The following is a 19,682-nucleotide window of genomic DNA, read 5'->3' as shown; positions in this document are numbered from 1 at the left end:
TGATGACTGCCATTGTAGCTCCGTGCGCGGTACAAAAAACCATCTATGTAGTATCGGCATAGAACTAGACCGATTTTGCATAAACATTTTCTGGCTATCCGGTATCTTTATTGGTACGTCCAAAAAAGAAAATCGACCTGCCATGAACATGACCATCAAACCAGAAACACACAAAACCCGGCTGGGCATCATCGGTGGCCTGGGCACGCTGGCAGGTGTGGATGTCTATTTCAAAGTCGCCCGCGCACTGGCGCGCGACAGCATTTCTGAGCGCTATGAGCTGTTCTTTGAACAACACCCGTTTGAAGGCAATGAGAACTCAGGCGGTGAAAACCCCAACCTGAATGCGCGCAAACTATACATTTTCGACATGATCAAGCAGTTCGAAAAAAGCAAGGTAGAGCGCGTGCTGCTGCCTTGCTTTATCAGCCACACCTTCATCAAGGAATTGCAAAGCGAGCTGGCCACCCCTATCGTCAATATCATGGATGCCTTGCTGGCCCATTTGCAGCAAGAGTTCCCTGCTGGTTGCAAGGTTGGCGTGCTGGCATCGACCTATGTCAAAAACAAGAAACTGTTTGACCAATACTTTGCAGGTTCAGGTATTACGGTCGTGTATCCTGACGATGCCGTGCAGGACGGCTGCGTCATGTCGGCGATCTATGGCGAGCAGGGTATCAAGGCCGGCAATCTGCAGGGTGATGCCGTCAATCGCCTGCATGAAGCATGCGTGCATTTGCTGGCACGCGGGGCTGACGTAATTGTCTCGGGTGCCACCGATGTTGCCATTGTGGCTGACCTGCTGCGCAGCCGTGGCATACCCATCGTTGATACCAACCAGGTATATGTCGAATATGCGCTGCGCAATGAGCAGGCACCGCAACCGCGCAGCTTCAAGATCGGTGTGGTCGGTGGCGTAGGGCCAGCAGCCACGGTTGATTTCATGGACAAGATCATCCACAACACCCACGCCGCGCGTGATCAGGACCATATCAAGATCATGGTCGAACATAACCCCAAAATACCTGACCGCACCGCCAACCTGATTGCCGATGGCGAAGACCCCACCATCGCCCTGTATTCTGCCTGCAAACGCCTGGAAGAAAACGAGGCGGCGCTGATTGCCATCCCCTGCAACACCGCGCATGCCTACGTCAAGCGCATACAGGCGCATCTGTCCATCCCCATCGTCAACATGCTGGAAGAAACGGTCAGCTACATCCGTGCGCATTTCACTTTGCCTGCCAAAGTGGGCCTGCTGGCGACGTCTGGCACGATCACCAGCCGCGTTTATCATGATGCCGCCGTTGGGCAGGGCTTTGAACTTATTACTCCAGACGCGGTGCATCAAGACAAGGTCATGAACGCCATCTACGGCCCGCTGGGCATCAAGGCGGGCCATACCGGTGGTGTCGCCCGGCAGGATTTGCTCGATGCGCTGGCACACCTGGTGGAGCAGGGGGCGGCAGTTGTCATCCTCGGTTGCACCGAGTTGCCGCTGGTCTTGCAGCAAGACTCGGCGTTTGTCATTGCTGGCAAGACGGTTGCCTTGCTTGATCCTACGACGATACTCGCTCAGGCCTGTGTCAAGCGGGCCGAGGCAGCGTAACTACCTTGATGGAGTATTTTGTGGCCAAGATTATTTTGCATTTCGTCATTCTGCTATTGCCATTATCAGCCATGGCCAGCGACACCCTGAGCACTATCCGCGAACGCAAAACCATCATCATTGCGCACCGTGAATCGTCGATTCCGTTTTCTTATCTCGATGCGCAACAGCGCCCGGTTGGTTATGCGCTGGATATCTGCCTCAAAATCGTCGATGCCGTCAAACGTGAACTCAAGCTGCCCGCGCTGCAAGTCAAATACCTGCCCGTGACCCCGGCCAACCGTCTGCAAACCATAGCTGATGGCCAGGCTGATCTTGAATGCGGCTCCACCACCAATACCTCAGAAAGACGCAAGCAAGTTGATTTCAGCATCGCCTATTTCATCGCCGGTGCAAAGATGCTGGTGCGCAGCGATTCTGGCATACGCAACTGGGGTGACCTGCGCGGCAAGACCGTGGTCACCACCAAGGGCACGACCAATGCGCAAACCCTGGCAGACCGTGGCCAGGTACGCTCATTGAATTTGAACCTGATCGAGAGCAAAGACCATGCAGAAGGTTTTGCCATGGTTGCACAAGGCAAGGCCGCCGCCTTTGCGATGGATGATGTGCTGCTCTACGGCCTGCGCGCTGCCGCTGCACATCCGGCAGATTTTCAGGTAGTCGGTGATTCGCTATCGACCGAACCCTATGCCATCATCTTCCGCAAAAACGATGCCGCCTTCAAACACCTGCTGAACCAGGAACTCAGCCGCATCATGCTCGATGGCGACATCTACCGCATGTACGACAAATGGTTCATGCAAGCCATCCCGCCACATAACATCAAACTGCAACTGCCGATGAGCCAGCTACTGCGCTCGTCATTACGCTTCCCGCTGGCGGATGTGGCAGGCGCGGCGCAGTAGCGCAAGCCGTAAAATCACGGCAATAGTGATAACAGGATAAGCGTAGGGCGCATTGCAATGCGCCGCATGGGGATGTTGCATGCCGTGCAGATATTGCCCCGGTTTGCGGCACCTCATGCGTACGATTACGCTCGCGCTAATCGTACCTACACACGCCAAACGTCGATTAATTCTGTAGGGTGCGCCGTGCGCACCGTCCTGAGTTAGTGGCAATCAGTGAGCAAGCCAAAACCCCGGTGCGCATGGCGCACCCTACTGGAAAAAATACCTGTACTGAATGTGAGCAACCCATGCGGCGCATCGCAATGCGCCCTACATGACGGCCATGCTTGACGCTACGGTAGCTGCAACGTACAAGTGTGTTCTCGGACTAGCGCCCATCAAGAATATTTCCATTCTTCACACCCACCACACACTCCCTTCAACTGGACATGACATGCTGTGTACTCAATGGCGGCGCGGGCTTGCATAAGGCTTGATCCCGTGGGCCACCATCATTGCTGAATTCAGGTATGACATTTCTCATGAGCTTTTTATTTTCTGTATTCTTGCCCTTTTACACTTTACCCTTCTGCATCATGGCATTCATGCCCAGCCGCCGTGCACTGGCCATTGCAGGCTTTGTTCTTGGCTTACCCATTATCGCATTCACCATCTTCGCATTCAGGGAGGTGAGTAACCCGGACAATAATGCTTCGTCATTTGGGGTCGCCATACTTATGTGTAGTGTCGCTTTGGTGAGCACGGCTTTGGCTGCGGGTGCCATTACCCGCCTTATCCTGCTGCGCAGGCAAGCTGTGGCGGCCAGCCCGCGGGTGCGGGCGGGGATCATGCTGGGAGGCTTTTTGTGCCTGCCTGTATTGCTTGTCATGATTGCGATCTAAGCTGCAGGCACAATACAACAATTCTGGAGTATCAGTCCACATGGGACCTTATCTGTTTTTTGGGGGATTTATTTATGTGATGCTGTTCATCATCACCTTGATGTGCAGCCGCCGTACCCTCATCATCAACACCAGCATCCTGACCTTGCTTGCCTGCGTAACCCTGAGTGCACTCAATGATACCCAGGGCAATTCATTCGTGCTGGTTTACGCAGTTTTGCCGCTGGTCTATACGATGCCAGGTTTTCTGGCAGGTGCTTTTGCCCGGTTGCTGTTTCTCCGCAAAAAGGGCTGGATGGGCTTGCCCAAACTACGCTGTGCGATTTTCTGGTTATGCCTGTTACCTTACCCTGCCATGGTGTACTGGTTTATCTGGCCTCGTACTTGAACTTTTTCCAGAGTACATCTTTGATGAAATTTTTCCTTTTCTTATGCGTCTCGTTGTATGCAGTTCCGTTTCTAATAACGGCATCAATGCATACCCGCCGCTCACTGACGATAGCGGTTTTGGCCCTGATTTTTCCTGCTATCGCCATCATTATTTATACATTCAGAGAGATGATTGATCCAGACCATCATGCTTCGTCATTCGGGGTAGTCATATTGTTTTGGAGTCTTGCTTTGGTCTGCGCAGGTCTGATTTCTGGCGCTATTACCCGCCTTATCCTGCTGCGCAGGCAAGCTGCGGCGGCCAGCCCGCGGGTGCGGGCGGGGATCATGCTGGGAGGCTTTTTGTGCTTGCCTGTATTGCTTGCCGTGCTGGTGATTTAATGTGCTGCTTTGATTGGCCTGATCGGTCCTGCAAAGCCATCAAGCTGCCCGTACAGCACCGCCACTCTGCCTGGTCCTGAACACCGACACCGCATTCATCAATTCACCCGACTGGTCATTGAGGCTGGCTGCTGCGGCGGCCATTTGTTCTACCAGGGCGGCGTTTTGCTGGGTGGTCTGGTCCATCAGGGTCACGGCCTGGCCGACCTGGCCTACGCCTGTCGATTGTTCGGCACTGGATGCGCTGATCTGGGCGACGATTTCGCTGACCTTGCGGATAGAGCTGACCACTTCAGCCATGGTGCTGCCTGCCAGATCGACTTGTTGCGTGCCTTTGCCTACGGCTTCTACGCTGCTGCCTATCAAGGCCTTGATCTCCTTGGCGGCCTCGGCGCTGCGGCCAGCCAGTGAGCGCACTTCGCTGGCGACCACGGCAAAGCCACGCCCTTGTTCACCGGCGCGTGCGGCTTCGACTGCGGCATTCAGTGCCAGGATATTGGTCTGGAAGGCGATGCCATCAATGACGCCGATAATGTCCTGGATTTTTTTGGATGATTCATTAATGCCGCGCATGGTGCCCACGACTTGCTCGACGACGTCGCCGCCACGGCTGGCGACTTCAGACGCCTGGGCGGCCAGCTGGTTGGCCATTTTGGCGCTGTCGGCATTATGGTTGACGGTGGAATTGAGTTCATCCATCGCCGCCGAAGTTTCTTCCAGCGAGCTGGCCTGGCTCTCGGTGCGGTTACTCAGGTCCATGCTGCCAGAGGCAATTTCATTGGTGGCCTGGGCTATGCCGCTGGCCGAACCGCGCACGCCATTGACGAGCGATTCCAGTGACATCTGCATCTCTTGCAGCACGCCCATGAGGCTGTCGTCACCAGCATTATTGTCTATGTTTTGCGCGAGGTTGCCCCTGGCGATATTCGACAGCGCATTCCTGGCTTGCGACGGGTCACCACCGAGTTCTTTGTGCAGGGTTTTCTGGCAAAAGAAATTCAAAAACACAGCGACCAGCCCCGCCAGAACAGCGAGACATAGCGAGAGCGTGATAGTGAAGCTGACCTTGCTGTTGACATTCGCATGTTCCTGCGCCGAGCGCTTGCCCGCCTCATCACGCTGCTTTAATAATTCAGCCCGCAGGTTGCGCCAGGCCGGGGTTTCTTCTGCATTCAAGACCGGGGCAGCATCGCCTTTTTCTTTGAGGATGGCGACTATTTTTTCCTGCGCCTGGGCATGGGCGGCACGCAGCTTGGGCAGCTCAGCCAGGCTTTGCGAGGTGTTATTGCTGGCCGATATTTTCTTGGCCTCTTCATAGGCTTTTTCATAGGCAGTTTGTGCCGCTAAAAAATTATCCACACCCTTTTTGTTCGACGGGTCCAGTACGACATTGCGCAAAGCCTGCCCCATCTGCAAACCCTGGGCATACATCTCAGAAATACTGCGTTCCAGCGCCTGCTCAGTTGAAATATAGTTATCAAACTGGCTGCGGGTCGCCATCAACGAGGTGATGGCAGTGGCCAGGCCTATGGTAAACAGGACGGCCGGGATGGCAGAGCAGAGGACGATCTTGGCTGAGAATTTCATGCTGAATCCATTGTCTTGCCCGTTTTTGGCAGGCAAGTTTTAAGTTTGTAGGGTATTACAGGGAATGTGCGTGCCCAAGGAACGGCACACGTTTGCCGAGTGTAACTGATGAATGTGACAAGAGGTGTTGTGGAGATGTGAAATATTTTTCCAAGGCAATAGTAAATAGCAGGTCATGATTGTCTCTGGATCCATGTTGTCCGTGTTGGGCATTTGGTACAATGAAACTTCTCCAGACAAGGATTTTTTTCGAAAGACCAGGCATGCGCTCAGACGACTATACCGCCCATCATATTTGCCAGGCCATGGGTATGCCAGGTTTTGCTGTGGACCCTGTCCTGCAATCCGCTGGAGAGGCATTGCGCTTATTACTGAAACCCTCTTTTGATCCAGAAATCTGCATCACCATCATCAGTGATGGGCAGTGTGTTGAGGCAAGGGTAGTCGCTGCCCGATGGATGATATGGCACCTGTTTGAAATGGCTCCCATGATGACGTATAGGGATCAGTGTGAGTTACCCATCGCGTGTTTTCAGGAATGGGTAAAAAGTGCAATTGTCTCTGGCAAGAGTGCCGACGCCTCAGGCATAGCTATAGACGGGATGTCAGTCGAATCCATTCTGATAAAAAATGGAGAGCTTGTCGTACAAACGGGGCGTGATTTAGGAGAACCCTATTTTTCGCGTAAGCTCACAGGCCAGATCATTCAGACAGTGTGGGCCGCCTTGCAAGATGTGAACTGTAAAAATGCATTGGCCCTGGCAGCAAGGTATGAGCAAGTCAGCTTGCCCAGTTTGCCTGCTCCAGCACCTAAAATGCCGATTCAAACTGCCATCATTGGAGCTGAAGAAGACAGAATAGAATTGCTGAAGGCGATGAAAAGGCAATTTGGTTGATGGGCAATACCTTTGTATGAAATATAAGCGCGCGCAAAATTTAGTGACTGCATTCAGCCTATATCGAATACCGCAACTCCAGCTTGCCCTTCTGTCACACGGGCAACGACACGACCATCCGGCGCAACAATGCAGGTGCAACCGTGGCTGATTTTGCCCTCATGCTTACCGACCACATCGGCAGATGCCACCCAGCAGCCAGTTTCGATGGCACGTTGGCGCAGGTTATCAACACTCTTGCTGCGCCATTTTTCCGCCGTAACGGGTGCCAGCATATTGTTCAGTGGGTAGCACAGCAGGCGCGCACCTTGCTGGCAGAGCTCTGCCGCGCAATCCGGGTAATTGGCGTCGTTGCAGATATTGATGCCGTAAGTGTATCCAGATTTTTCAAATACCGGCGAGGCCGTGCCAGCCATTATGCCGCGCTCATTGGGGTACTGCTTTGCATATACACCCATGAGCAGGCCTTGCCTTAGCACGGCGGCAGAATTGTAGATGCCTGCCACTCGCTGCTCAAAAAATCCCAGGATGACGTCGGTGTTGACGGCGGATAATTGCTGTAGTACTTGTTTGAAAAACGGGCTGTCGGTGGCGATGGCACGTCGTGCAACCACCTGTGCATCGGACGAATAACCCAGCAGATAGCATTCAGGGAAGAGGGCGAGTTCAACGCCTTGTTCCTGGCACCAGCACAGGTCAGTATGCAATTGCGTCAGCACCGTTTGCAGGTCGTCAAACACAGGGTAGCGCTGGAAGGCGGCGATGCGTAGTTTGGTGGTGGTCATTGTGTATGTGTTAGTAGGGTGCGCCGTGCGCACCGATTTGAGCACGCCAGGCGGTGCGCACGGCGCACCCTACTTCACGCGATGTTTGTTCGTAGCTGCATCTTCACTCACCCGGGCTCAACATCGTTACCGTCGCATCATCCGCCTTCTTCACTGTCATGCCACCTGCCTTGCCCTCTTTTCCCATTTCATGCATGCGCAATTCCTGCATCATCGCCTCCATCCCACGTGTTGCGCAAGCCTGCATCAGGCTTTGGTCGTCGTAGAGATGGTAGCTATCGACCAGCCGGTAAAAACCATCCGTCATCAGGAACAGGCGCTCATCGGCTGCCAGACTGAACCTGTATTCACGCGCCACAAAACGGCCCTGTGGGTGCAGGCAGAGTATCGATGGCTGCGGGCTGTTGTTCTGTGCCACGCGGCGCTCGCGCAGCATGGGCAAGAGTCTGGCCCAGCGTGTCTGTTCATCAAGGCCTTGCTGTTTTAATTCTTCTATCGCCGTCTTGAGTATGCCTTCCTGCGGGTTGTCATACGGGTCAAGATCAATGGCTGCACCCTGCGCATCAAGCAAAAAACTCTTGCAATCGCCCAGGGCATACAGGCTGCACTCTTCACCATCCGCTGGCATGCGCAGCCAGCTCAGGGCTGCAATCGGCCAGGCATAGGCGGGCATGGCAGCGGTTTGCAACAGGCTGCTGTGCTGTGTGCGCAAGGTTTGCAGGGCCAGTACGATGCAATCTGCCTGGGTGTGTGCCGGGGTGGCGGTTTGTTGCAGCGCCAGCGCAAATTGCTGCACAAACCAGGCCGGGTCACCTAGCTCGGTATCAAGATAATGCTGGTCCGATACCGAACTGGCACCGTCAAACATCAGCACATCGAGGGTGCCGTCAGCGTGTGTGAAGTGGCAGGCCAGGTCTTCGTTAGGTTTGATGTCAGCGGCGTTGGAGAGGGTGCTGATCTGCATGTTTGTGGAGCCTGGTTTCTGCATGTTTATTGATGGCAGAATATAGCATTGGTATGACGGCTTTGGGGCTAATGCTTGATGATGGAGATGGCTGACCGCGTAGGCGCCGCATAAGAACACTCAATCAATTTCCATATGATCCGGAAACCATAGAGGTTTTTTGGGGGATTGATCCAGATTCCCGCTTTCTCCAGCATGGCATTGGCTAGGGCGCGTAGATATATCCAGTCCTGATCTTGCTGCAATTGTGCGGCTGACCAGTTGTAGAAATGCAGATTGCGATGTATACGCGTCAGAGTTTTTTCCATCTCATCTGCTTCTGCATGTGCCCAGTCATCAAAATGATGGCCATGACCTGTCTGGCATAATAAAAGCAGCATGCCAGTGAAATAGTTGGCACCGGCATTGCTGCTGTCTTCTTTGACAAACCAAGACTCGCATGGTCCCGTCGCAGCATGCTGGTCTTCCGGGGCTAGTGCTAAGAATGACACCAGCTGCCAGGCGAGCAGGTAAGGGGAGTCAGTCTCCCTTAGTTCGCGCAGATAGGTTTCGTGGGGTTTGTTGATCATGGCAGTAGCAGTTTTTCATAAAGTGCCTATCTCCACAAGTTTACAGAGACTATCGACATTATAGGCAGCACGGCAGCCTGTAACGACACTGGATGCCAGATCAAGTCTGGAATGACAATGTTGGGGTTAATTGCTGGCGGTGGATGTGACCGTGCATCCGGCAACAGAACAAAAAGGCTTGCGAGTTCGTATTGCGTGATTTATATGCGCGCTCTCAAACCCGTCATGCCGGACTTGATCCGGCATCCAGCGCCATTGCTTGTGCAAGCCCGCGTAGGTACGATTAGCGCAGCGCAATCGTACGCATGATAAGTCTGAAATGACGGTAGATAGCCGGAATATCGGGGGCACTATTTTTTCAAGAAAAATGATGATGACGGCTGACATGCGTACGATTACGCTCACGCTAATCGTACCTACGCTTGCTCATAAGCCGCCAGCGTGTTGAAAATTTCCTGGGACAGCGTTTTAAATTGACTGTGAACGGACTCCGATAGCCTTGTCGGGCTATCAAAGTCCGGTTCCAGCAGCAGCGGGACTTCGAAGATCGAATACTCTGGCATGGCCTCTTTATTTACCCATTTCACATCTCTTAATTTTCTCCAATAAAGAATCTGCACATCTTTTGTTTGCCCAAGAAGCCATAGTTCGAAATTGACATTTTTGTGGTTGAAGACCAGCGCGAGCTTTAGCTTTTTCTGCTTGAGGTAGTCATTTTGCAGGTAGAAATAGGTGAAATCGACATATCCATGTAATACACCCGCAACCGAGTATTCACCTTTGTACTTCTTGGTGAATTCTGTTCTAAGATTTTGCACAATCCCCACTAAATCCTGGTATGTCTTTTGCAGTTCTCCATCGGAGAATGCGGCTTTATAAGCTGGTATACGTGAATTGAGACTTTTACTGGACATCATCCATCACTTTCAAAATCAACTTGCATTGGCAAATCATCGCTAAAGCCTTTCCTGCAACAAAATATCGATCTTTGCATGCACTGCAAACCTGCTCACTTCTGCGGAATACTCTGCTCAAACTTGAAATAATCGTGCGGATCGAATTTGTGTTTGACGAGCTTTAAACGATCCAGGTTAGGGCCATAATAAGCCCTTGCCCAATTTGGTTGCTCGCGGTTCGGGAAATTGACATAGGCTTGCGGCAGTACAAAAGGGCTCATGGCAGTAAAGTAATCGCGCAGCCATTGTTGCTGTCTCTGCACTACGTCCAGCTTGTCTATCGGCCCCCAGGCGGCTTCCATTTCAAAAATATAATTGGCATTGCGATGGGGGTAGGCGGTGGCATTGACTGGCACTTCACGCACCTTGCCACCAATCGCAAACAGGATGCCCATGTTTTCTGGCACAAGTGAACCGCCAGGCCATTTCAGCATCCAGCGCAGCATCATTTCCATGCCCTCTGGTGACATTTTTTCGCCCACATAGGATGAGCGCAGGTCATACATGCCATTGGGGTCATCGGTGATCAGGTAATCACGCGCCTGCCAGTAAGTCATTTCACGAATGTCAGCCTTGGCAGGCGTGAGCATTTTCAATACCGGTTCCAAAGCCTTGAGCGCGGCTTCTTTACCACCAAAGAACTGGCCCAGGGTCGTGACCTGCAAATCTGCCATGGTGTAGTTGGTACCAGCACGGCGCGGCACGATTTTGCTGCGGGTAGAAATCGTGGTGGGATTATTTTGCTGCAGGTCCTGCAAGGCAGAAAATAATTCCAGCTGCAGCTGGGCAGGCCAGAGGATATTGAAAATCGTGACGTTGTGCGAGACGTCGACCAGGTTAAAGGTGAACGAGGTATTCACCCCAAAATTGCCGCCACCACCGCCGCGCAGTCCCCAAAATAAATCCTGATAGCTGCCCTTGTCTTCGGCCACTACCAGTTGCTGGCTGGGTAAAACAATTTCTGAAGATTTCAGGCTGTCGCAAGTCAGGCCTGCATGGGTCGCAGAAAACCCCCAGCCACCACCCAGCACCAGACCCGCCGCACCCACGGTCGGGCAACGGCCAGACGGCACAGCCAGGCTGCTGCCGCTAAAAAAGTTGGCCATATCCTGGTTACTGACACCGGCGGCGATGGTGCAGGTATTCTCTTTTTCATCCAGCCTGATGCCATTCATGGCCTTCACATCAATCAGCAAACCCCTGGTAGTAGAAAAGCCTGCGTAATTGTGACCACCAGAGCGCACTGCAAAGGGCTTGCGGTTGTCGATGGCCCAGCGTAGGCACAACTGCACATCTCTGTCATTGGCGCACATGGCAACGGCGATGGGCAGGATGTCGGCATAGCGCTGGTTATTCGGCGCTGCGGCCATCATATAACCCAGCTCACCCGGCAAAATCAGGCGCCCGGCCATACTGCGTGCCAGCGCCGCCAGGTTGTGTTTGCTGTGCAGTGCCGGTGCAGCATTGGCCTCGCCCGACATACCCAGCATGCTGGCTGTGGCAAGGGCGGTGGATGTCTGCAAGAAACGGCGGCGGGCGGGGGTAGGGACTGAGGTAGCGGCTGAGGTGGTGACAGCGGTGGACAAGACATCCATGGACTTCTCCTTGAGTTTGGCAAAACCAGGCTTGGATTCAGGAACAGAACAGCAAAACGCCCAGACCGCTTCGCTGCATGCGACGAAGCAAGGCAACTGATCGGCTCTTGTTCCTATCTTCAAATCAGTCTTCGTATATTGTTATTTAATATAATGATATTTGCAATGTCGAATGCATTCCTCCATGCAAAAAACAACTCATGCATCGGGCGGTGGTGCAAGGTTTGCATGAGTGGCTTTGGCCGTGTATCGCCACCACTACGCATTTGTTCGCGGCTAAAGCCGCTCCTACGGGGTCGGATTTTGTATGGCAGGGAAAATGAAGCAGGCAGTAGGCAGAATTCATGCGGCGCATTGCAATGTATCTGCCGTTACAGCTGCATCACGGTGCTGTGCAAACAGGCAAAGGTTTTTTTAAGCAGCACCTCTGAACCCGTCATGCCGGACTTGATCCGGCATCCAGCGGCGTTGGTCATGCACGGTCAGGGTGTCTTGCTGCTGGCATTCAACTGCTTTTGCGGTTTCGGTTGGGGAAAACGCGGGCAGCTCAAACATAACTACGTAAAAGAAATGTGTGTATATAAAACCTGACTCTGTTTTCTGAATGCAAATGCAGTATATTCTGAGATGCTTTACAATTCAGTATTAAAAAGCAAATTGCATAGCCAGTTTAAACGGATTTTTTTCACCCTGTTTGAAGTTAGATGGTCTGAAAAAAAGCGAGCTAGTGTGCTCAGGAAATGGTAAGGAATGTTAATGATGGATCTTGTTTTTGAACCTTTCGTTGGAGTAGGGGCGCTGAAATTTGGCATGTCGGAATCGGAAGTAGAACTTATTCAAACGACGATGGATGGCATTGGATCATGCGACTATGAGGAAGGAAAACTTAGCGCGATTGAGCTTTATCCAGATGACTTAAAACATCTATTTTTTTCTGGAGAAGATGTCCTCCAAATGGGTAAGCTTCAAGCTGCGCTCTATGTTGCTGGCCACAGCGCTGACTATGGGCAGGCTCAGGGTGGATCGCTGTATTTTATGGATTTAGGCTGCGCTATTCTGCAGTTTGAGACTGTTGCCCGGAGTTTCGTATTTTTTGCGCGCGAACACGATATAGATGAACCTTTGGAGGGAATGGCACTAGAAGATATCGAGTCCTACTACAAAGTGCAAACTTCTGGACGATCAGACTAAGCGTTTTTGCATGATTGCAGAACCACTGGATGCCAGATCAAGTCTGGCTTGACCTAGAAAAGGGCAGAGTAATTGCAGGAGCGGCTCCAGCTGCGAATGGTCGATACGGTGTAAATGTTCGCGGCTGAAGCCGCTCCTACAGGAGTTTGCATGGCATCTTAGGTTTTCTCTGTGCCCCCTCTGTGACTCTGTGCCTCTGTGTTGAGAGGTCTTCCAAAAGAACCGTAACATCAAAAAAACAAAACCCGGCTGATCACTGATCACCGGGTTTCATCATTCCAAAGACCAGCCAGTTAATGACCTGGCCAGCCGAACCGTCAAATTAGTTCTGTGCCGATTTTTGTGCTTTGGAAGTCGCTACTTTTTCAGCATTGGCTTTTTCTGCTGCCAGACGTGTTTCATTGGCTTTGACCAGGGCAGCTTTTTGGGCTGGGTACCAGGAGTAGCCTTCCATGCCGATTTCTTCGCCGTTGGCGCGGGATTCTTGCAGTTCTGCCAAAACTTGGGCGCGGGTTTTTGGTGCAGTGCTTTCAGCGTTGTTGTCAGCAGCAAAAACAGAAGTTGCTGTCAAAAATGTCAGGCTGGTTGCCAAAAAGAGTTGTTTCGCATTCATGATCGTTCCTATCAATAAGTAAGTTTTCAGAGATAGCCGCCTCGGTGATCTTGCTCAATTGTCATGAGAAGTGAAATTTCACTTCCGATAACAACTGAAACAAGTCGTCGCCAGCGGCGCGGTGTAGAGCTTGATTTATGTTGCACTGCACCGATGGAGAGAAGTGTAGACTTTTCGGATTCAACAATAAAGTATGAAAATGGGAATATACTATTGCTGAATCAGGAACAATAAGGGGCTTGAAAATGGACAGATTGCAATCAATGCGTACTTTTGCCAAGGTTGTAGAGCTGGGCAATTTTGCCAAGGCAGCTACGGCCCTGGACATGTCTAACGCCGTTGTCACCCGTTATATCGCGGATCTGGAGAGCCATCTGGGCACGCGATTGTTGAACCGCTCTACCCGTAAATTGTCGCTGACAGAGACGGGTCTGGTGTATCTGGACAGGGTGCGTGCCATCCTGAGCGATATTGACGATGCCGATGCCATCGCCTCATATGCGGCCAAAAAACCCAGCGGCACCTTGCGCATCTATTCTGTGCCGCATTTCGGCAAAGCGCAACTGGCGCAGCTTTTACCCGAATTTGCCAGGGATTATCCCGACGTCATGCTCGATATCAAAATCACTGACCACCAGGTTGATCTGGTCGAGGAGGGTATTGATGTCGGCTTTTACCTGGACCTGCAAAAGATAGACGGCAGCATGATCTCGCGCAAGCTGGCCACGTCTGAAGTGCTGCTGTGTGCCTCGCCCAGCTACCTCAAGGAACATGGCACGCCCACCACGCCTGAGGATATCTCTGGCCACCGCTGCCTCAATTTCAATTATGATTTTTTGCGCGATAACTGGATGGCCTTTGACAAACGCGTAGGCCGCGACTCTTACCGCAACATCCCTATCCAGAGCAAGGTCATCAGCAATAATGCCGACGTGCTGCGCGCCTGCGCCCTGGCGGGCATGGGCCTGGTCTTGCGCACGTCTTTCCAGATTGATGATGACCTGGCGCAGGGCAGGCTGGTCAGGCTGTTTCCTGAACACTGCTTTGGTGCGGTGTCGATTTCCATGGTCTATCCCAGCCGCCGCCAGTTGTCGGCCAAGGTCAGGCGCTTTGTCGATTTCGTCGCCAGCAAATTCCCCCACCCGGAAGAAGACATGTGGCTGGGCACTTGCCCTTTCCGCATCCATGAAGAAAAACTCAGGGAGCTTGGCATACCGCATCCCGGCAAGATGCGGGTTGGCTGAGATGGCCTTGCGCGGCCTTGCAGCAGAGATGCATTGAGCAGCAGACACAAATAGGCGTTAATTACATGCTTGTAAGCAATTGTAAAATATCGTCGTCATACTTGTGTAACATTAATCCGATATTCTATGATTGTTGTGTCTCCTTAGGTATTTTGCCGCCACGGAATTCCCCCTCCGTGGCGGTTTTTTATTTGGGGATGTGATTTCGTGCGCGTTATCATGCAGGCATTATCATTTGCTGATTTGCTGATTTGCTGATTTGCTGATTTGCTGATTTGCAGGGTGCGCCATGCGCACCGAAGAATGCCTATCGCCAGACTCCAGACCGGTAACGACGCACAATGTCGCTCAGATTTTGTTAAATATTACCTGGTGACGATCACGTCGAAAATTCGCGATTGATCATCTATGCAAACGCCGCCGCCACCGTTATTACCATTCGAAATCAAGTCGCAACGCAAACCCCGGCTGTTTTGGGATGACAAGATAGCCTTCAAGTTCGACGAACCACCACTGGTGACGACCGTGGAAAAGCTGGAGCCATTTCTGCCAAACTGCTGTATTAAGCCGAAGCCATCATTTGACGATGTGCGTATCACCGTGCCCACATAAACCTCACCTTCGATGGTGATCGTTATATTGGCTGCACCCATACCGTTGCCAGTGACCTGACCAGTATATATTTTTCCAGAATCCCTGGGCATCATTTGCACTTGCGCTGAACATCCCGCCAGGAAGGTACAAAGCAACAATAATTTTTTCATTTTTTCGACTCTTTACCGAATTGTCGATGACGCGTTGAGGAGACTTGGTAAATGGTATGTGGCACTCCAAAAGAATATTAAGTCATGTGGGGTGCGTTACAACGCCCCCAGCATCAATCCACAAACTCCGTCTTGAAATCCCACGCATCAAAACCGCCCACATTGGCAGCGATGCCGCCGGTGTGTTCGAGGAAAAAAAGCACGGTGCGTAAAAATTCGCGGTAGTCTTCCAGCGAGGCGGCCTTGATTTCAAGCGAGGCTACGCACAGGTTTTTGGCTTCCTGCACATTCTTTTTTTCTTTGTACTGGCCATCATTGCGGTATTGAAAATAGCGGGCCAGCTCATGCGCGGCATCGCCACTTTTTTCGCGATGTACATACAATTGAAAGTCACTATTGCGGCCATTCGCATAGTGCTTGGTCAGCTTTAGCGTGGTCCATTCCTTCGATTCATCATCGCCATAAAAATCGCCATCTGAATCAAACTCTTCTGCCTGCCAGAACGCCGGACAAAAATCATCTTCGCCAGGCATGGCGACGTGGTCATACAGAACGATGATTTCCGAATAGATTTTCATGCTTCGCGCCTTTACAGGTGTGAGACTGGCTTATTTACTTCAGGGCTACTTATGCTGTGGTTTTAGTCTACTTCTCAATTACTTCTAAAATATAATGCCACAGTCCCCAGAACTTGTCTTAGAACATCAAGATGAATTTCTTTTGCCTGCCGGGCTGATGCTAAAAACGGACAGGCATGGGCAGCTTTATTGCCCGATAGGTACAATAGTCATTGGTCCTGGCAGCCAGTCTAGCTGTTCTCTTCACTTGAGCTTGCCCGCTTTGCAACAGCTTTATAAAATGTGTAATATGACTGCGGCAACTGTTCCAGCAGTAATCCCGCAGTAACAACGAGGACAAAGACATGATGCACGCACGGGCAGCCCAGGGCAGGCAAAGAGAAGATGAGGTCTTGCTGACTATGGACAGCACACCCATGATAGGTATCTTGCTGGCGCTGATCGCCATGCTGGTCATGGCTGTGCCGCCAGCAAGGCATCTGGTTGAATATGGCCAAGGTGGCTGTACGCTCAGTTTTGGCCGGACGACAGACGTAAGCTATGTTGACATTGATTTCGACGGCAGCCTGCAATGGAATGGCAAGGCAGTGACAACGGCACAACTGGAAGATTATTTTCAAGGCCTGACCAAGGACAAGGATAGTCGTCACGACGTGCATCTTCGCGCCAGCCGCACTACCACCTACCAGCAAGTGATGACAGTGCTGGCATTAACCCAGCGCTACGGGTTGACTTCGGTCAGTGTGGTCAACGGCGGCATGCTGTCTTGATCAAAACAGATAAGCCCTCTCAGAAACGGAAACCAAATCATGAGCATGGTCTTGTGGATACAGCTTGAAAGCGACAGCGACGATGTTGCACCAGACGATCTCGGTTATTTGCTCGACGAGCTCGAAGACATCGACGCCCAATGTGAAGAACTGGGCGTGCAGGCCTTGAGCGAATTTGTCGATTATTCTGACGTTGAATACAACATCAGCGAAGAAGACCTCGATGAAAACTGGCCAGCCGAAAACGCCAAATGGGTCAGCCCCACCGAGCTGCTGATCTGCGTACGCGCACTCGAAGCGGCGCTGAGCGAATCAGGCGACAACAACGAAGTACTCGAAGAATTGCAGATCATCGGCCACCGTTGCAAAGAGGCAGAAGAAAACGCAGTACAAGTGCGGCTGATTGCGGTGATGTAAACAATGGCTGTACTACTTCGCGGGGGGCGCCATGCGCACCGGCTTTCATCACGCAAGCACTTTCGTCATTCAAAGTTGGTGCGCACGGCGCATACATGGACGCCCCCCATTTGCAAGAGCATTTTCAAATTAAACCTGACATAGTCGATTGCAGCCATACATTCGGTCTTTATTGCAGCCGCTTGATGACTGCTGACGCATGATGAAATACGCTGATGGTCGCTCAATCACCCTATCGTGCTGATCGCACAGTGCGCCGAACGAGCTATTGACCATCCCGGTCTGACCTGTCCTGTCTTCATTTGAGTTTGCCCAAACAATCGGTGGTGTGCTCCGTTTCTTTGTCTTTGCTGCTATTTTTCCTGCTACTGCATGACGTTTTTACTTCACCTGGCTTCCTGCCTCGCCCCTGCTTTGTGGTTGCTACTGTTCTTTCAAACCGTGCTGATCATGTGCAGACGTCGTTGGTCTGCGCATGATCAGCACGGAATACTTCTCCGCTCTGCAGCATCGCCCAGATCCTCCTGGCATTCTTGGCTGCCAGAGCGCACACGGCGATGTTGTGTCCCCGCCTTTTGGCCAGTTTTACGACCCAGTCTTCGGCATAGGCCGGTTTGTTGATCCTGGCCTGCAAGACGGACCTGGCCCCATGGACGAGGAGTTTGCGTACATAACCATTGCCTCGCTTGCTGAGCCCCAGCAGAACTTGTTTGCCACCACTGCTGTGTTCCCTCGGTGTCAGCCCCAGGGCATTGGCAAACTTGCGTCCTTCTGTAAAGTTCTCTGCCCGTCCAAAGCTGCCGATGATGGCGGTGGCGGTGAGGACGCCTACGCCGGGGATGGTTTCTATCAGTTTGCAGGCGGGATTGCTTTGCAGTACTTGTTTGATCTGTTTCTCTACTTGACCAATTCTTTCTTCTAACTCACTGAGATACTGCAGTAACTCATCGACCAGGCCGTTGAGTATGCCGAGCATGCCGCGGCTTTGCTCTTGCCAGAGGGCGACTTCACGGCGCAGGTGGCGCAGGCCGGGAGTGAGTATCTGACCAAACTCAGCGAGCAGGCCCCGTATCTGGTTGGCGGTCGCAGTACGGTGTTTGACCCAGGCTTCTCTTACTCTGTGCAGGGCTTGTATCTGTTGTTCTTCACGGCTGCGTATCGTCACTCTCTGGATACTTTCTCTTACTGCTGCTTCTGCGATACCTGCGGCATCTCTGGCATCGGTCTTGTTTCCTTGTACAAAGCCTTTGACGTACTGGGGTGCCATCAGTTTGACATCATGCCCAAGTGACTGGATCTGCCGCGCCCATTCGTGAGCTCCTCCGCAGGCTTCCATCCCTACCAGGCACGGTGGCTGTGATGCAAAGAATCCCATGACTTCGCTACGCTTGAGTTTCTTCGACAGCAGCTTCTTGCCTCGGGCATTGGCACCATGAACTTGAAAAATACTCTTTGCCAAATCCAGCCCAATTACGGTAATCTTTTCCATGACGCTTCCCTTCTGTTAAGTAGTTTGTCGAAACTCTACTTTGGCACATCACGATGCCGTTTGGGAGGGGGGCGTCCATTTCATTACCCTACGCAATGGCAAACATCGCCGTGAACGACGCACATATGCGGCGCATTATAAAGCGCCCTACGGCCATGCATTGACTGACATCGCTGCAAGAATGAATGCCCGATGTGTTTGAAGGCTTGAATATATAACGCTTCAACATCATCAATGAACTGCGCCATGCGCATCCGCACAATCCACCTGGATATAACACTTATGCGCACACTCTATACCTTTACCCTCATCGCTTTATTCACCACCCTGGCCAGCACCACGCAAGGCGCCAGCTTTGATTGCAGCAAGGCCGCCAAACCGGTGGAACGCATGATATGTGAGACAAGCAATCTCTCTAATCTCGATGAACAGCTTGCCGGTGCCTACAAGGCCATGATGAAAGCGGCCAGCCCGGCCACAGGTACCGATACCAGCGAGCTACTCAAATCCAGCCAGCAACGCTGGTTGCGCACTACCCGCGATGCCTGCAAGACTGTGCGGTGCCTGGAGAATGCCTATGTCGGGCGCATTGCATTTCTTGTGCAATGGAATGAAGACGAAACAGCAAACAGCAAGATAGACGGCAAGCTTGATGGTAACTACGAGTTCAGCCATGACATGGAATTTGCCAATGGCACCCACTCGACAGTGCAAGACTGCCTGACTATCAAAAGCACAGGCAATGCCCAGGCACAGGTGAATACCATACTCGTGCAATCGAATGGGCACAATTGCAGCCTCAATGGCAAGTTCGCGCTGGCTGGCAATGTGTATAGCTACCTGCCAGGCAAAGGCGAAAACGATATCCACAACTGCCAGATCAAGCTGACCGTCAAACAACACCAGCTCGTCTTGTCAGCCACGGGTGATGGATGCAGTTCACACTGCGGTGCCCGCGCCAGTTTTGCGAATGGCGCCAGCTTTTTGCGTACCGACAAGGCGAAACGGGCATGTGTGGCGGATTGAGATTTGTGTGGTTGGGCAGCAGTAAAGTAGGGTGCGCCGTGCGCACCGCACGTATCAGTCTTCTCA

21 protein-coding genes are annotated in these 19,682 nt (G+C 52.1%); 11 read left to right on the top strand and 10 right to left on the bottom strand.

The window, feature by feature from the left end:
- Positions 1 to 142: 142 nt before the first annotated feature.
- The 5 genes from UNDKW_RS21410 to UNDKW_RS21390 all read left to right on the top strand — a co-directional run bounded on the left by UNDKW_RS21410 (position 143) and on the right by UNDKW_RS21390 (position 4,172).
- A complete protein-coding gene (locus UNDKW_RS21410; RefSeq protein WP_232063075.1) occupies positions 143 to 1,609 on the top strand; it encodes an aspartate/glutamate racemase family protein in 1,467 nt (488 codons plus the stop codon).
- Between the two features lie 20 nt (positions 1,610 to 1,629).
- Positions 1,630 to 2,517 carry an amino acid ABC transporter substrate-binding protein gene (locus UNDKW_RS21405; protein ID WP_232063074.1) on the top strand — a complete coding sequence of 296 codons (888 nt, stop codon included), beginning with the start codon at positions 1,630 to 1,632 and terminating at the stop codon, positions 2,515 to 2,517.
- Positions 2,518 to 3,095: 578 nt separating this feature from the next.
- The gene (locus UNDKW_RS21400; RefSeq protein ID WP_162060373.1) at positions 3,096 to 3,401 is read left to right on the top strand and encodes a hypothetical protein; all 306 of its coding nucleotides are present in this window, start codon (positions 3,096 to 3,098) and stop codon (positions 3,399 to 3,401) included.
- Positions 3,402 to 3,441: 40 nt separating this feature from the next.
- On the top strand, positions 3,442 to 3,789 hold the full coding sequence (locus tag UNDKW_RS21395) for a hypothetical protein (protein WP_162060372.1): 348 nt from the start codon (positions 3,442 to 3,444) through the stop codon (positions 3,787 to 3,789).
- A 20-nt stretch (positions 3,790 to 3,809) separates the two neighbouring features.
- The gene (locus UNDKW_RS21390; RefSeq protein WP_162060371.1) at positions 3,810 to 4,172 is read left to right on the top strand and encodes a hypothetical protein; all 363 of its coding nucleotides are present in this window, start codon (positions 3,810 to 3,812) and stop codon (positions 4,170 to 4,172) included.
- 39 nt (positions 4,173 to 4,211) lie between these two features.
- Here the strand turns inward: UNDKW_RS21390 and UNDKW_RS21385 are convergent, their stop codons facing one another.
- On the bottom strand, positions 4,212 to 5,759 hold the full coding sequence (locus UNDKW_RS21385; RefSeq protein WP_162060370.1) for a methyl-accepting chemotaxis protein: 1,548 nt from the start codon (positions 5,757 to 5,759) through the stop codon (positions 4,212 to 4,214).
- Positions 5,760 to 5,938: 179 nt separating this feature from the next.
- Between UNDKW_RS21385 and UNDKW_RS21380 the strand changes: the two genes are divergently transcribed.
- Positions 5,939 to 6,655, top strand: coding sequence for a hypothetical protein (locus tag UNDKW_RS21380; protein ID WP_162060369.1), 717 nt, complete (start codon positions 5,939 to 5,941; stop codon positions 6,653 to 6,655).
- Positions 6,656 to 6,708: 53 nt separating this feature from the next.
- Here UNDKW_RS21380 and UNDKW_RS21375 read toward each other — a convergent pair whose 3' ends face one another.
- From UNDKW_RS21375 to UNDKW_RS21355, 5 genes are all read right to left on the bottom strand, one after another.
- Positions 6,709 to 7,440 carry a carbon-nitrogen hydrolase family protein gene (locus tag UNDKW_RS21375; protein ID WP_162060368.1) on the bottom strand — a complete coding sequence of 244 codons (732 nt, stop codon included), beginning with the start codon at positions 7,438 to 7,440 and terminating at the stop codon, positions 6,709 to 6,711.
- Positions 7,441 to 7,543: 103 nt separating this feature from the next.
- Entirely contained in the window at positions 7,544 to 8,404 is an 861-nt protein-coding gene (locus tag UNDKW_RS21370; RefSeq protein ID WP_162060367.1) for a SpoIIE family protein phosphatase, read from the bottom strand.
- A gap of 68 nt (positions 8,405 to 8,472) precedes the next feature.
- A complete protein-coding gene (locus UNDKW_RS21365; RefSeq protein WP_162060366.1) occupies positions 8,473 to 8,973 on the bottom strand; it encodes a hypothetical protein in 501 nt (166 codons plus the stop codon).
- A gap of 416 nt (positions 8,974 to 9,389) precedes the next feature.
- Positions 9,390 to 9,887, bottom strand: a complete 498-nt coding sequence (locus UNDKW_RS21360; protein WP_162060365.1) for a hypothetical protein — start codon at positions 9,885 to 9,887, stop codon at positions 9,390 to 9,392.
- A gap of 95 nt (positions 9,888 to 9,982) precedes the next feature.
- Positions 9,983 to 11,647, bottom strand: coding sequence for an FAD-binding oxidoreductase (locus tag UNDKW_RS21355; protein WP_232063073.1), 1,665 nt, complete (start codon positions 11,645 to 11,647; stop codon positions 9,983 to 9,985).
- Positions 11,648 to 12,280: 633 nt separating this feature from the next.
- Here UNDKW_RS21355 and UNDKW_RS21350 point away from each other — a divergent pair.
- Positions 12,281 to 12,715, top strand: coding sequence for a hypothetical protein (locus UNDKW_RS21350; RefSeq protein ID WP_197892965.1), 435 nt, complete (start codon positions 12,281 to 12,283; stop codon positions 12,713 to 12,715).
- Between the two features lie 322 nt (positions 12,716 to 13,037).
- Here the strand turns inward: UNDKW_RS21350 and UNDKW_RS21345 are convergent, their stop codons facing one another.
- On the bottom strand, positions 13,038 to 13,328 hold the full coding sequence (locus UNDKW_RS21345; protein ID WP_162060364.1) for a DUF4148 domain-containing protein: 291 nt from the start codon (positions 13,326 to 13,328) through the stop codon (positions 13,038 to 13,040).
- 245 nt (positions 13,329 to 13,573) lie between these two features.
- On the opposite strand from UNDKW_RS21345, the gene UNDKW_RS21340 reads away from it, so the two are divergent.
- The gene (locus UNDKW_RS21340) at positions 13,574 to 14,572 is read left to right on the top strand and encodes a LysR family transcriptional regulator (RefSeq protein ID WP_162060363.1); all 999 of its coding nucleotides are present in this window, start codon (positions 13,574 to 13,576) and stop codon (positions 14,570 to 14,572) included.
- Positions 14,573 to 14,937: 365 nt separating this feature from the next.
- On the opposite strand, the gene UNDKW_RS21335 is transcribed toward UNDKW_RS21340, so the two are convergent.
- A complete protein-coding gene (locus tag UNDKW_RS21335; RefSeq protein WP_162060362.1) occupies positions 14,938 to 15,336 on the bottom strand; it encodes a hypothetical protein in 399 nt (132 codons plus the stop codon).
- A 113-nt stretch (positions 15,337 to 15,449) separates the two neighbouring features.
- On the bottom strand, positions 15,450 to 15,914 hold the full coding sequence (locus UNDKW_RS21330) for a hypothetical protein (protein ID WP_162060361.1): 465 nt from the start codon (positions 15,912 to 15,914) through the stop codon (positions 15,450 to 15,452).
- Between the two features lie 344 nt (positions 15,915 to 16,258).
- Between UNDKW_RS21330 and UNDKW_RS21325 the strand changes: the two genes are divergently transcribed.
- Positions 16,259 to 16,684, top strand: coding sequence for a biopolymer transporter ExbD (locus UNDKW_RS21325; RefSeq protein WP_162060360.1), 426 nt, complete (start codon positions 16,259 to 16,261; stop codon positions 16,682 to 16,684).
- A gap of 39 nt (positions 16,685 to 16,723) precedes the next feature.
- Positions 16,724 to 17,101 (top strand): hypothetical protein, encoded by a 378-nt coding sequence (locus UNDKW_RS21320; RefSeq protein WP_162060359.1) that lies wholly within the window; start codon positions 16,724 to 16,726, stop codon positions 17,099 to 17,101.
- 448 nt (positions 17,102 to 17,549) lie between these two features.
- Here UNDKW_RS21320 and UNDKW_RS21315 read toward each other — a convergent pair whose 3' ends face one another.
- Positions 17,550 to 18,590 carry an IS110 family transposase gene (locus tag UNDKW_RS21315; RefSeq protein ID WP_162058097.1) on the bottom strand — a complete coding sequence of 347 codons (1,041 nt, stop codon included), beginning with the start codon at positions 18,588 to 18,590 and terminating at the stop codon, positions 17,550 to 17,552.
- A gap of 282 nt (positions 18,591 to 18,872) precedes the next feature.
- On the opposite strand from UNDKW_RS21315, the gene UNDKW_RS21310 reads away from it, so the two are divergent.
- A complete protein-coding gene (locus UNDKW_RS21310; protein ID WP_162060358.1) occupies positions 18,873 to 19,616 on the top strand; it encodes a lysozyme inhibitor LprI family protein in 744 nt (247 codons plus the stop codon).
- The last annotated feature ends 66 nt before the right edge of the window (positions 19,617 to 19,682 follow it).

Origin of the sequence: Undibacterium sp. KW1, assembly GCF_009937955.1 — a bacterium.
Classification (GTDB): Bacteria; Pseudomonadota; Gammaproteobacteria; order Burkholderiales; family Burkholderiaceae_D; genus Undibacterium.
Note: the sequence above shows the minus strand (reverse complement) of the source record. Positions and strands in the feature narration are given on the sequence as shown.

Bases quoted from the DNA above. Each gene is read 5' to 3' on its own strand.
- UNDKW_RS21410 (WP_232063075.1), top strand. From the start codon at position 143: ATGAACATGACCATCAAACCAGAAACACACAAAACCCGGCTGGGCATC.
- UNDKW_RS21400 (WP_162060373.1), top strand. From the start codon at position 3,096: ATGGCATTCATGCCCAGCCGCCGTGCACTGGCCATTGCAGGCTTTGTT.
- UNDKW_RS21395 (WP_162060372.1), top strand. From the start codon at position 3,442: ATGGGACCTTATCTGTTTTTTGGGGGATTTATTTATGTGATGCTGTTC.
- UNDKW_RS21385 (WP_162060370.1), bottom strand. From the start codon at position 5,759: ATGAAATTCTCAGCCAAGATCGTCCTCTGCTCTGCCATCCCGGCCGTC.
- UNDKW_RS21375 (WP_162060368.1), bottom strand. From the start codon at position 7,440: ATGACCACCACCAAACTACGCATCGCCGCCTTCCAGCGCTACCCTGTG.
- UNDKW_RS21370 (WP_162060367.1), bottom strand. From the start codon at position 8,404: ATGCAGATCAGCACCCTCTCCAACGCCGCTGACATCAAACCTAACGAA.
- UNDKW_RS21365 (WP_162060366.1), bottom strand. From the start codon at position 8,973: ATGATCAACAAACCCCACGAAACCTATCTGCGCGAACTAAGGGAGACT.
- UNDKW_RS21360 (WP_162060365.1), bottom strand. From the start codon at position 9,887: ATGTCCAGTAAAAGTCTCAATTCACGTATACCAGCTTATAAAGCCGCA.
- UNDKW_RS21350 (WP_197892965.1), top strand. From the start codon at position 12,281: ATGATGGATCTTGTTTTTGAACCTTTCGTTGGAGTAGGGGCGCTGAAA.
- UNDKW_RS21345 (WP_162060364.1), bottom strand. From the start codon at position 13,328: ATGAATGCGAAACAACTCTTTTTGGCAACCAGCCTGACATTTTTGACA.
- UNDKW_RS21340 (WP_162060363.1), top strand. From the start codon at position 13,574: ATGGACAGATTGCAATCAATGCGTACTTTTGCCAAGGTTGTAGAGCTG.
- UNDKW_RS21335 (WP_162060362.1), bottom strand. From the start codon at position 15,336: ATGAAAAAATTATTGTTGCTTTGTACCTTCCTGGCGGGATGTTCAGCG.
- UNDKW_RS21330 (WP_162060361.1), bottom strand. From the start codon at position 15,914: ATGAAAATCTATTCGGAAATCATCGTTCTGTATGACCACGTCGCCATG.
- UNDKW_RS21325 (WP_162060360.1), top strand. From the start codon at position 16,259: ATGATGCACGCACGGGCAGCCCAGGGCAGGCAAAGAGAAGATGAGGTC.
- UNDKW_RS21320 (WP_162060359.1), top strand. From the start codon at position 16,724: ATGAGCATGGTCTTGTGGATACAGCTTGAAAGCGACAGCGACGATGTT.
- UNDKW_RS21315 (WP_162058097.1), bottom strand. From the start codon at position 18,590: ATGGAAAAGATTACCGTAATTGGGCTGGATTTGGCAAAGAGTATTTTT.
- UNDKW_RS21310 (WP_162060358.1), top strand. From the start codon at position 18,873: ATGCGCACACTCTATACCTTTACCCTCATCGCTTTATTCACCACCCTG.